This window comes from Streptomyces albidochromogenes, from assembly GCF_005981925.1.
In the GTDB taxonomy this organism is placed as follows: Bacteria; Actinomycetota; Actinomycetes; order Streptomycetales; family Streptomycetaceae; genus Streptomyces; species Streptomyces albidochromogenes.
Genome location: NZ_VBVX01000243.1, coordinates 1 through 10,575, shown reverse-complemented (window position 1 = coordinate 10,575; position 10,575 = coordinate 1). Strand labels below are relative to the sequence as shown.

Annotated in this window: 10 protein-coding genes; 8 read left to right on the top strand and 2 right to left on the bottom strand. The window is 72.5% G+C overall.

Translation table 11 applies throughout. From position 1 onward, the window contains the following. Positions 1–35: 35 nt before the first annotated feature. The 8 genes from E2E34_RS25590 to E2E34_RS25555 all read left to right on the top strand — a co-directional run bounded on the left by E2E34_RS25590 (position 36) and on the right by E2E34_RS25555 (position 7,231). Positions 36–821: a DUF2797 domain-containing protein gene (locus E2E34_RS25590; protein WP_138904277.1), complete on the top strand. Its 786-nt coding sequence runs from the start codon at positions 36–38 to the stop codon at positions 819–821. A 76-nt stretch (positions 822–897) separates the two neighbouring features. Then, complete coding sequence (locus tag E2E34_RS25585) at positions 898–1,239, top strand: antibiotic biosynthesis monooxygenase family protein (protein WP_208765336.1); 342 nt, start codon at positions 898–900, stop codon at positions 1,237–1,239. Beyond that, positions 1,226–2,194 carry an amidohydrolase family protein gene (locus E2E34_RS25580; RefSeq protein ID WP_425573423.1) on the top strand — a complete coding sequence of 323 codons (969 nt, stop codon included), beginning with the start codon at positions 1,226–1,228 and terminating at the stop codon, positions 2,192–2,194. Before E2E34_RS25585 ends, E2E34_RS25580 begins: the two co-directional genes overlap by 14 nt. Before the next feature lie 104 nt (positions 2,195–2,298). Then, a complete protein-coding gene (locus E2E34_RS25575) occupies positions 2,299–3,021 on the top strand; it encodes a response regulator transcription factor (protein WP_138904274.1) in 723 nt (240 codons plus the stop codon). Between the two features lie 159 nt (positions 3,022–3,180). Then, complete coding sequence (locus E2E34_RS25570) at positions 3,181–4,692, top strand: MFS transporter (RefSeq protein WP_138904273.1); 1,512 nt, start codon at positions 3,181–3,183, stop codon at positions 4,690–4,692. 78 nt (positions 4,693–4,770) lie between these two features. Continuing rightward, complete coding sequence (locus E2E34_RS25565) at positions 4,771–5,526, top strand: TetR/AcrR family transcriptional regulator (protein ID WP_138904272.1); 756 nt, start codon at positions 4,771–4,773, stop codon at positions 5,524–5,526. A 189-nt stretch (positions 5,527–5,715) separates the two neighbouring features. Further along, a complete protein-coding gene (locus tag E2E34_RS25560; protein ID WP_244316087.1) occupies positions 5,716–6,393 on the top strand; it encodes a GAF and ANTAR domain-containing protein in 678 nt (225 codons plus the stop codon). 40 nt (positions 6,394–6,433) lie between these two features. After that, positions 6,434–7,231, top strand: a complete 798-nt coding sequence (locus E2E34_RS25555; protein WP_138904271.1) for a GAF and ANTAR domain-containing protein — start codon at positions 6,434–6,436, stop codon at positions 7,229–7,231. A 12-nt stretch (positions 7,232–7,243) separates the two neighbouring features. On the opposite strand, the gene E2E34_RS25550 is transcribed toward E2E34_RS25555, so the two are convergent. Next, positions 7,244–8,065 carry a YceI family protein gene (locus tag E2E34_RS25550; RefSeq protein ID WP_138904270.1) on the bottom strand — a complete coding sequence of 274 codons (822 nt, stop codon included), beginning with the start codon at positions 8,063–8,065 and terminating at the stop codon, positions 7,244–7,246. A 159-nt stretch (positions 8,066–8,224) separates the two neighbouring features. Next, a complete protein-coding gene (locus E2E34_RS25545; RefSeq protein ID WP_244316089.1) occupies positions 8,225–10,567 on the bottom strand; it encodes an MFS transporter in 2,343 nt (780 codons plus the stop codon). Between the last annotated feature and the right edge of the window lie 8 nt (positions 10,568–10,575).

Below are 10,575 nucleotides of genomic sequence, written 5' to 3'. Positions count from 1 at the left end.
GACAGGGCCGGGAGGACGTCCGGCGCGTCAGCGCGCTGACGTACGGGGGCGACGTCGCGTTCCGGGTCGCGGGTGCGGATCGCCGGTGCGTGGGGGCGCGCCGCGGCGGGTGCCCGCTGCGCGCCGTGGTGCCGGGGCGGAGCAGCGGCGGGCAGTGTCCGCAGTGCGCGCGGCTGGACCGGTCGCGGTCGGTGGCGGCGGACACGATGGCCGACGATCCCCGGCCGTACGCCGTCTACCTGGCCTGGTTCGGCCCCGGGCTGGTCAAGGTGGGGATCACGGCCGGGGAACGCGGGTCCGCGCGGCTGCTGGAGCAGGGGGCCGTGACGTTCACCTGGCTGGGGCGCGGGCCGCTGATGGCGGCGCGGCGGACCGAGGAGCTGCTGCGGGCGGCGCTGGGGGTGCCCGACCGGATCGCGTACAAGGACAAGAGAGCGGTGCGGGCCGCGCTGCCCGCGCGGGCGGAGCGGGCGCGGGAGATCGAGGAGTGGCACGGGCGGGCCGGGGCGCTCGCGGGATGGCCGGAGTCCCTGGAGCGGGCGCCGTTCGAGGCGGTGGACCACGCCGGGGCGTTCGGCCTCGAAGGGCTGCGGCCGATGACCGGCGTGGTGACCGGGCTGGCGCCGGACGCGGTGGTCGCCGGGAGGCTGCTGGCGGCCGCCGGACCCGACCTGCACCTGGCGACGGCGGACGGCGGGGTGGTGGTCCTCGACACCCGGCTGATGAGCGGCTGGGAGCTGGCCGGCGCGGGCGGCCCGGCGGCGGGCATGAGCGTGCCGGTGAAGAGTGTGGAGCGGGGCGTGCAGGGCGGGCTTTTCTGACCGGATGGTCAAGACCCGGATCCCGTACGGCCATACGTCTGGACCGGGGGCATGCGCGCGGCGGAAGGTGATCGCCATGGACATCACACCGTTCGCAGCACCTGAACCGCCCTATTACACGGTCGTATTCACCTCGGTGAGAAGGCGGGAGGGGGACGCCGAGGGGTATGGCGAGGCCTCCCTGCGGATGGACGAGCTCGTCCGCGAAGTACCCGGCTTCCTCGGGTACGAGTCCGCCCGGACGCCGGGCGGGCTGGGGATCACCGTGGGGTACTTCCGGGACGAGGACGCCATCCGCGCCTGGCAGCGGAACGCGGAACACCGGTCCGCGCAGCAGCGGGGCAGGGACGAGTGGTACGAGAGCTACACCGTGCATGTCGCCAAGGTGGAACGGAGCTACGGCTTTGAGCGGGGCTGAGGCGGCCGGCGCGCACGAGGGCGCGGGCGAAGGCGAGAGGGGCGTGGCGGGCGCCGGCGCGGGTGGGAGCGCTCGGGCGTGGGCCGGTGAGGCGGCGGGTGTCCGGCGCTTCTGGGAGCGGCTCGGGCTGCCCGGGATCATCGACGTGCACACCCACTTCATGCCGGAGCGGGTGCTCCGGAAGGTCTGGGCGTACTTCGACGCCGTCGGGCCGATGACCGGGATGCCGTGGCCCATCACCTACCGGCACGAGGAGGAGGAACGCGTCGCGCTGCTCCGCCGGTTCGGCGTGCGGCACTTCACCTCGATGATCTACCCCCACAAGCCGGGGATGGCGGCCTGGCTCAACGACTGGTCGGCCGGATTCGCGGCCCGTACCCCCGCGTGCCTGCACACGGCGACCCTCTTCCCCGAGGAGGGAGTGACCGGGTACGTGCGCCAGGCCGTGGAGAGCGGCGCGCGGGTCTTCAAGGCGCACCTCCAGGTCGGGGCGTACGACCCCAACGACGCGCTGCTCGACCCCGCGTGGGGGCTCCTCGCGGACGCCGGGATCCCGGTGGTCACGCACTGCGGCTCCGGCCCCGCCCCCGGCAAGCACACCGGGCCCGAGCCGGTCGCCCGGCTGCTGGCGCGCCATCCCCGACTGCGGCTCGTGGTGGCCCACATGGGCATGCCGGAGTACGCCGACTTCCTCGGCCTGGCCGAGCGGTACGGGGAGGTCCGGCTGGACACGACCATGGCGTTCACCGACTTCTCCGAGCGCCTCGCGCCCTTCCCCACCGCCGAGAGGGGCCGCCTGGCGGACCTCGGCGACCGGATCCTGCTGGGCACCGACTTCCCCAACATCCCGTACGGCTACGCGCACCAGCTGGACGCCCTGGAGCGGCTCGGCCTGGGCGACGAGTGGCTGCGGGCCGTCTGCCACGGGAACGCGCGGCGGCTCTTCGGCCTGTGACGGCGCCCCGGCCGGGCCCGCCCGCCGCTCGGGGGCACTCATTCTCAGCGGATTCACAGGAACGGGAAAGAGTGCTCTCAGCCGCACCGCCCAGCATTGGTCCCATGCGTAACCAGATGCTCAGACCCGGCGGCGGGCCCGTGCGGGTGCTCGTGGTGGACGACGAGGCGCCGCTCGCCGAGCTGCTGTCGATGGCCCTGCGCTACGAAGGGTGGGACGTCCGCAGCGCCGGCGACGGCGCGGGAGCGGTCCGCTGCGCGCGTGAGTTCCGGCCGGACGCCGTCGTCCTGGACGTGATGCTGCCGGACATGGACGGCCTCGCGGTGCTCGGGCGGCTGCGCGGCGAACTGCCCGACGTCCCTGTGCTGTTCCTGACCGCCAGGGACGCGGTCGAGGACCGGATCGCGGGCCTCACGGCGGGCGGCGACGACTACGTCACCAAGCCGTTCAGTCTGGAGGAGGTCGTGGCGCGGCTGCGCGGGCTGATCCGGCGCTCCGGGACGGCGGCCGTGGCCGTACGGGACGATTCGCTGCTGGTTGTCGGGGACCTGACGCTGGACGAGGACAGCCATGAGGTCGCGCGCGGCGGCGAGGGCATCCACCTCACGGCGACCGAGTTCGAGCTGCTGCGCTTCCTGATGCGCAACCCGCGCCGGGTGCTCAGCAAGGCGCAGATCCTTGACCGGGTGTGGAGCTACGACTTCGGCGGCCAGGCGAACGTCGTCGAGCTCTACATCTCGTACCTGCGCAGGAAGATCGACACCGGCCGCCCGCCGATGATCCACACCCGGCGCGGCGCGGGATATCTGATCAAACCCGGTGGGTGAGCGCGCGGTGTCCCCGCGGCCCCGCCCAGTGGGGTCGGCGCTCGCGCCGATCGCCGACCGAAAGTAATTATACGGCGTACAGCAGTCTCTTGTACGGTGTACGGGAACGGCCCTCTGCCCCTCGGTCCGTCCCCCGCACCCGTACAAAGGAGAGCCCGCATGACGGCGACGACCGCCGAGAACCGCCCCACCGCTCCCGGCGGACATCCCCAGCGCTGGCTGATCCTCGGCGTCATCTGTGTCGCCCAGCTCACCGTGCTGCTCGACAACACCGTCCTCAACGTCGCGATCCCGTCGCTGACCGAGGAACTGGACGCCTCCACCGCCGACATCCAGTGGATGATCAACGCGTACTCGCTGGTCCAGTCGGGCCTGCTGCTCACCGCCGGCAGCGCCGCCGACCGCTACGGCCGCAAGAAGATGCTGATGGCCGGCCTCGCGCTCTTCGGCATCGGCTCGCTCGTCGCGGGACTCGCCCAGTCCAGCGCCCAGTTGATCGCCGCCCGCGCGGGCATGGGCGTCGGCGGCGCGCTGCTGATCACCACGACCCTGGCCGTCGTCGTGCAGATCTTCGACGACACCGAGCGCGTGAAGGCCATCGGCCTGTGGTCGACGGTCAACTCGCTCGGCTTCGCGGTCGGCCCGCTGATCGGCGGCGTCATGCTCGACCACTTCTGGTGGGGCGCGATCTTCCTGATCAACATCCCGGTCGCGGTCCTCGGCCTGGTCGCCGTCGTCTCGCTCGTACCCGAGTCCAAGAGCCGGCAGGGGGACCGTCCCGACCTGCTCGGCGCGGTGCTGTCCACGCTCGGCATGACGGCCGTCGTGTACGCGATCATCTCCGGCCCCGAGCACGGCTGGACCTCGTCCCAGGTGCTCCTCCCCGCGACGGGCGGCGTCGTCGTCCTCGGCGCCTTCGCCGTCTGGGAGCTGCGCATCCCGTACCCGATGCTGGACATGCACTTCTTCCGCGACCAGCGTTTCGTCGGAGCGGTCGCGGGCGCGATCCTCGTCGCGTTCGGGATGGGAGGCTCGCTGTTCCTCCTGACGCAGCACCTCCAGTTCGTGCTGGGGTATGGGCCCCTGGAGGCCGGCCTGCGGACCGCCCCGCTCGCCCTGACCGTCGTGGCGCTCAACCTCACCGGCATCGGCGCGCGCCTGCTGCCCCGGCTGGGGACGCCCGGAACCATCGCCTGCGGCATGACGCTGCTGTCGGCGGGCCTCGCCGCGATCGCCCTCCTCGGCGGCTCCGGTTACGGCGGGATGCTGGCGGGCCTGGTCGTGATGGGCGCGGGCATCTCACTCGCCATGCCGGCGATGGCCAACGCGATCATGAGCGCGATCCCGCCGGAGAAGGCGGGCGTGGGCGCCGGCATCAACGGCACCCTGGCGGAGTTCGGCAACGGCCTCGGCGTCGCCGTCCTCGGCGCGGTGCTGAACTCCCGCTTCGCCGCGCTGGTGCCGGGCGTGGTCGCCGCGGCCTCGCTGCCCGCGGCGCTGGAGGCGGCGGACGGCGCGGGGGAGCGGGCCCGTATCGCGGACGCCTTCGCCTCCGGGGTCGAGACCAGCCAACTGGTCGGCGCGGTCGCGGTGCTCGCCGGCGGACTTCTGGCCGCGGTGCTGCTGCGGCGGGCGGAGCGGGCAGACTCATCCGCAACAGCAGCGGCATAGCATCGGGAGCGGGGGAGCGGACCGGGGCATTCCGGTCCGCCGCCCGCCCGCCCGCCGGGAGAACGAGGAGTGTGCGTCATGGTGTCCGCCGCCGACCGCGTCAAGAATCCGGCGCGCAACAGCGTCTGGCTGGAGCAGAAGACATCGCGCACCCGCAGGTCCGACCAGCCGGCCGGGCTCGACCGGGACCGCATCACCGCGGTGTCCGTGCGGCTGCTCGACGCGGAAGGGCTCGCGAAGTTCTCCATGCGCCGGCTCGCAGCCGAGCTGAACGTCACCCCGATGTCCGTCTACTGGTACGTCGACACCAAGGACGACCTGCTGGAACTGGCCCTCGACTCCGTCTTCAGCGAGATCACGCCGCCCGCGGCGACGGGCGACTGGCGCGAGCGGCTGCGCGGACTGGCCACCAGCTACCGGCAATTGCTGGTGCGCCATGTGTGGGTGTCGCCGCTGATCGGGACCTTCCTGAACATCGGGCCGCACTCGATGGCGTTCTCCCTGGCCGTGCAGGACGTGGTGCGCGCGACGGGGCTGCCGCCGCACGGCCAGATGGGCGCCGTGGCCGCGGTCTTCCAGTTCGTGTACGGCTTCGGCACGGTCGAGGGTCACTTCGTGCAGCGGTGCGCCTCGGCGGGCATGAGCCAGGACGAGTACCTCGCCGAGGCGATGGGCGGGATCAGCGCCGCGCCGACCCTCCGGACGTCGTTCGAGAACGCGCGGAACCTGCTCGACGCGCGGGCCGGGGAGACGGTCGAGGAGATGCGCGAGCGGGACTTCGATTTCGCCCTGGAGACGTTGGTCGCGGGCATCGAGGCGATGGCCTCCCGCTGAGCGTCCGGGGCATGGCCGCGCATGCTTCGGCGCAGGACAGAAGCGGATAGAGTCTGTCCGTCCTTTGCTCGCAGTCGGGAATGTGCTGCGGAGCTCTCCTGCGCATGGCCGCACCCTCAGCCATGCTCGCCGAAGAGGTTCGTGGTGACTGCGTCCGACATTCCTGAAATTTCATACGATTCTGCCCATTTGGGATCTTCTGCCTCCCTGGCGGAATCGTTGGCCGCCGCCGCGACCGCCCTGCACGAGGCCGAGGGGCGCGCGGAGACGGCGCGGCTCGCGGTGCGGCTGGCCACGGACATCGTGCCGGACGCCGACCAGGCAGGCATCTCCCTGGTCGAGCGCGCGGGACGCGCCCGTACCGTCGCCTGGACCGACGAGGTCGTGCGGGCCGTCGACGCCGTGACGTCGTGCGGAGCGGGGTGCGCCGTGCGCCGGCCGGAGATGTGGACCAGCCCCGTCGTCCGCGTCGAGGACCTCACCGCCTGTGACGGCCACGGCCCGGTGCTGGCCGGGAGCGGACTGCGCTCGGCCCTGTTCCTGCGGCTCCGCGGCCACCAGCGAAGATTCAGCGTGCTGACGCTCTACTCCCGCGAGCCGGGGGCCTTCGGCGACGCGTCGGTGCGAACCGGCAGGCTCTTCTCGGCGCACCTGGGCATCGCGCTCGAATCCGTCGAAGTACAGGAACAGCTCGCCGAGGCCATGCACACCCGGGACGTGATCGGGCAGGCCACCGGCATCCTCATGGGGCGCATGAACATCGACGCGGCCCAGGCCTTCGACCGGCTGGTGCGCGCGTCCCAGAAGGGCAATGTGAAGCTCCGCGACATCGCGTCACGCATTGTCGAAGTGCGGGCCACCGACTAGCACCCCGCGTTACCGGAGCGTGTGCGGGAACATGGAGGGTATGACCGACACGGCGAGGGACGCGGAAGACACCGGCAGACGGCCGGTCGACGGCTTCGACCTGGCGTCGATCCAGGACGCCGTCACCGAGTGGCGGGGCCTGCACGCGTTCCTCCAGGACGTCACGGAGCGTGCCGTACGGGCCATGGAGGGCGCGGACGCGTGCAGCATCACGATGCGCCGCGACGGCCGCCTGGTCACCGCCGCCGCCGACAGCGGCGGCGCGCTGGAGCTCGATCTCCTGCAGTACGAGGCCGAGGCCGGCCCCTGCGTGTGCAGCATGGAGAACGGCGAGGAGAACTACGTCCCCGACATGCTCGTGGAGCGCCGCTGGGCCCCGTACCCGGCCGCGGCCGCCAAACGCGGCGCCCGGTCCGTCCTGGCCACGCCCCTGGCGCTGAACTCCCATTCGCTGGGCGCCCTCAACCTCTACTCCGCCAAGCCCGACGCCTTCGTGAACCACCTGGAGACCGCCCGGCGCCTCTCCGCCCAGGCCGCCGGAGCGGTCGCGGTCGCCGAGCGCATCGAGCAGGAGGCGGAGGCGGTCAACGACCTGCGCACCGCGATGCTCTCCCGCTCCGTCATCGACCAGGCGATCGGCATCGTCATCGCCCGCAGGCGCTGCACCCCGGACGAGGCCATGGCCGTACTGCGCCGTGCCTCCCAGGCCCGCAACATCAAGCTGCGCGACCTCTGTCACGAGCTGGTGTCCGACACGGGCGGCGGCCCGCCCCTGCCCGGCAGCTTCGTCAGACGCGGCCGGCAGGAGCCCCCGCCGGACCGGACCGCCCCCGTCTGAGGCGCCGGGCCCTCAGCCGGCCTGCGGCAGCCGCTCCCCCTGCACCGCCTGTACGTCGAGCTCCACCCGCAGCGTCGCGCCGATCGCGGAGATGCCCGCCTGGACGACCTGGTTGTAGTTCATGGCGAAGTCCTCCCGGCGCAGCTCCGCCGTCGCCCGGAACGCCGCCCGCACGCCGCCCCAGGGGTCCGGGCCCGTCCCCAGGTAGCTGAGGTCGAGGTCGACCGGGCGGGCGACGCCGTGCAGCGACAGCTCGCCGTGGACCGTCCACCGGTCGGGCCCCGCCGGGGTCAGGCCCGTACTGCTGTACGTGATCTCCGGGTACCGCTCGACGTCGAGGAAGTCCGGCGACTTGAGGTGCCCGTCCCGCATGCCGTTGCCGGTGTCGATGCTCGCCGCGCCGATCACCGCCTCCACGCGCGACGCCCCCAGGTCCTCGGCGATCTCGAGGCGCCCGCCGAACTCCAGGAACCGGCCGTGCACGCTGGAGAGCCCGAGGTGCTGGGCGACCGCCGCCACCGAGGAGTGCGCGGGGTCCAGCGTCCACACGCCCGGCGGGGGCAGCTCCACGCCGCCCTGGCGGGCCAGTACGACCGTTCCGGCCTCCGCCCGTCCGCTCGCCGTCACGAAGGCCGTGGACGCGACGGGCGCGTATCCGGCCGCCGTCACGATCACCGTGCACGGACCGGCGGGCAGGGGGGCGTCGGTCCGCACCGTCCCGTCCTCGTCGGCCGCCGCCCGGACCACCTGCGTGCCGCTCATGTCGGTCACGGTCACCACCGCGTGCCGCACGGCCCAGCCGTCCCGCGTCCGTACCTGTGCGCGAAGTCCCATCCCGTTTTCTCTCCTTGAACGAATGACGAGGGCCCCGGCCGGGACCGACAGGCCGTCCCCCTGCCTGTCGGCCCCCGCCGGGGCCCGTTTCCGCACCGGCCGCGTTCTGGGTGGCGCGCCTCCGCTGGGGACGCGCCGCGGGCGGCCGGGGGCTCTTGGCTACTCGCCCGGGTGGGCGAGCTCGATGTCGTGGCCGTCGACGCCGCGGCCCGTGACGGTGAGCGCTCCGGCCACCGGCGGGTAGCCGGTCGCGACGACCGTGTACTCGCCCGAGTCGAGGTCGGCGAAGGCGTACGCCCCGTCGTCCCCGGTGGTGGAGGTGGCGACCACGTTCCCGGCCGCGTCCATCAGCGTCACCCGGGCCTCGGGCAGCGGCCGCCGGTCGGCGCCGCCGCGTACCGTGCCCTGGACCAGCGCCCCGGACTGGAGCGCGACCTCGATCCGGGTGACGCCCTGGCCGCCGATGTCGACCGGCAGCGCCGTCGGCCGGAAACCGGCCGCGTTCACCGCGACGGTCACCGTGCCCGGGATCAGTTCGCCGAAGACGAACTCGCCCCGCGCGGCGGACTTGCCGGTGGCCAGCACATCGCCGCGCACGTCGGTCACGACGACCATCGCGTCCTCGACCGGCAGGCCGCCGTCGGCGGCGCGCACGGTGCCGGTGAGTCCGCTCGTACCGGACAGCAGGATGTCGTACGCGACGGGCTCGTCGCCCACGACCACCGTGGACGCCTGCGGCTGGAAACCGTCGGCGGAGGCGATCAGGACGTACGAACCGGCCGCCGGGGCGTCCAGCGCGTAGCGGCCGTCCTGGGCGACCGCGCGGCCGAGCTGCCGGCCGGCGAGCGAGATGAGCGTGACCGCGGCGTGCGGGACGGCCGTTCCCTCGGCGGTACGGACCGTGCCGTGCAGGGTCCTGCCGGTCGCGACGGGGGCGGCGGGCGCCGCCCCGGCGGACGCGACGGCCGGCCCGGCCTGCGGGTCCGCCTGCGTGGGCTGCTCCGCGTCGTCGTGGGACGACTTCAGGGCGACCTCCTTCACGAACAGCACCAGGACCAGACCGACCAGCGCGATGGGCGAGGCGTACAGGAAGAGGTCCGCGACGCCGTCCCCGTACGCGCTCTCCATCACGGTCCGGATCGGCTTGGGCAGCGCGTCCATGTCCGGGATGGTGTTCCCGCCGGCCGCCGCGCCGCCCGGCTTGATGTGGAGGGCGGCCAGGCCGTCCTCGACGTAGTGCGTGATGCGGCTGGAGAGCACCGCGCCGAGCGCGGAGACGCCGATCGCGCCACCGAGCGAGCGGGTGAAGGTGACCAGCGAGCTGGCCGCGCCGAGCTCGGCGGGCTTCACCTGGTTCTGGGAGGCGAGGACCAGGTTCTGCATCATCATGCCGAGGCCGAGGCCGAGGACCGCCATGTAGACGGCGACCTGCCAGTAGTCCGTGTCGTACGTGATCGTGCTGAGCAGCCCTAGGCCCGCGACCAGGCCGACGCCACCGCCGACCAGGAAGCCCTTCCAGCGGCCGGTCTTGGTGATGATCTGGCCGGAGACCGTGGACGAGACGAACAGGCCCGCGATCATCGGGATCGTCATGACGCCGGACATCGTCGGCGACTTGTCCCGGGCGAGCTGGAAGTACTGGCTCAGGAAGACGGTCGAGCCGAACATCGCGACACCGACGAAGAGGCTCGCGAAGGACGTGAGCGCGATCGTGCGGTTGCGGAAGAAGCGCAGCGGGATCAGGGGCTCCGCGGCCTTCGTCTCGACCACGATGAAGATCAGGCCGAGCACGATCGAGCCGCCGACCATGGCGTACGTCTGCCACGAGATCCAGTCGTAGTTGTCGCCCGCCAGGGTCACCCAGATCATCAGCAGCGAGACCGAGGCGGCCAGGAAGAACGCGCCGAGCCAGTCGATCTTCACCTTGCGGCGGACGACCGGGAGCTTGAGGGTCTTCTGCAGGAGGACCAGGGCGATCGCCGCGAACGGCACGCCGACGTAGAAGCACCAGCGCCAGCCCAGCCAGTCGGTGTCGGTGATGACACCGCCGAGCAGCGGACCGCCGACCGTGGCGACCGCGAAGGTCGCGCCGATGTACCCGGCGTACCGGCCGCGCTCGCGCGGCGGGATCATCGCGGCGATCACGATCTGCGACAGCGCGACCAGACCGCCGGTGCCGATGCCCTGGAGCACGCGGAACGCGATGAGCGTGCCGGTGTTCTGCGAGATGCCGGCGAGCGCCGAGCCGATGACGAAGATGACCAGGGCTATCTGGACCAGCAGCTTCTTGCTGAAGAGGTCCGCCAGTTTGCCCCACAGGGGGGTGGTCACGGTCATGGACAGCAGGGCGGCGGTGACGACCCAGGTGTACGCGCTCTGGGTGCCGTCGAGGTCCCTGATGATCTCGGGGAGGGCGTTGGACACGATCGTCGACGACAGCATCGCGACGAACATGCCGAGCAGGAGACCGGTGAGGGCCTCCATGATCTGCCGGTGGGTCATCGGCGCGC

Coding starts and splice junctions, on each gene's coding strand:
- E2E34_RS25545 (WP_244316089.1), bottom strand. CDS start 10,567: ATGACCCACCGGCAGATCATGGAGGCCCTCACCGGTCTCCTGCTCGGC.
- E2E34_RS25570 (WP_138904273.1), top strand. CDS start 3,181: ATGACGGCGACGACCGCCGAGAACCGCCCCACCGCTCCCGGCGGACAT.
- E2E34_RS25575 (WP_138904274.1), top strand. CDS start 2,299: ATGCGTAACCAGATGCTCAGACCCGGCGGCGGGCCCGTGCGGGTGCTC.
- E2E34_RS25565 (WP_138904272.1), top strand. CDS start 4,771: ATGGTGTCCGCCGCCGACCGCGTCAAGAATCCGGCGCGCAACAGCGTC.
- E2E34_RS25555 (WP_138904271.1), top strand. CDS start 6,434: ATGACCGACACGGCGAGGGACGCGGAAGACACCGGCAGACGGCCGGTC.
- E2E34_RS25550 (WP_138904270.1), bottom strand. CDS start 8,065: ATGGGACTTCGCGCACAGGTACGGACGCGGGACGGCTGGGCCGTGCGG.
- E2E34_RS25585 (WP_208765336.1), top strand. CDS start 898: ATGGACATCACACCGTTCGCAGCACCTGAACCGCCCTATTACACGGTC.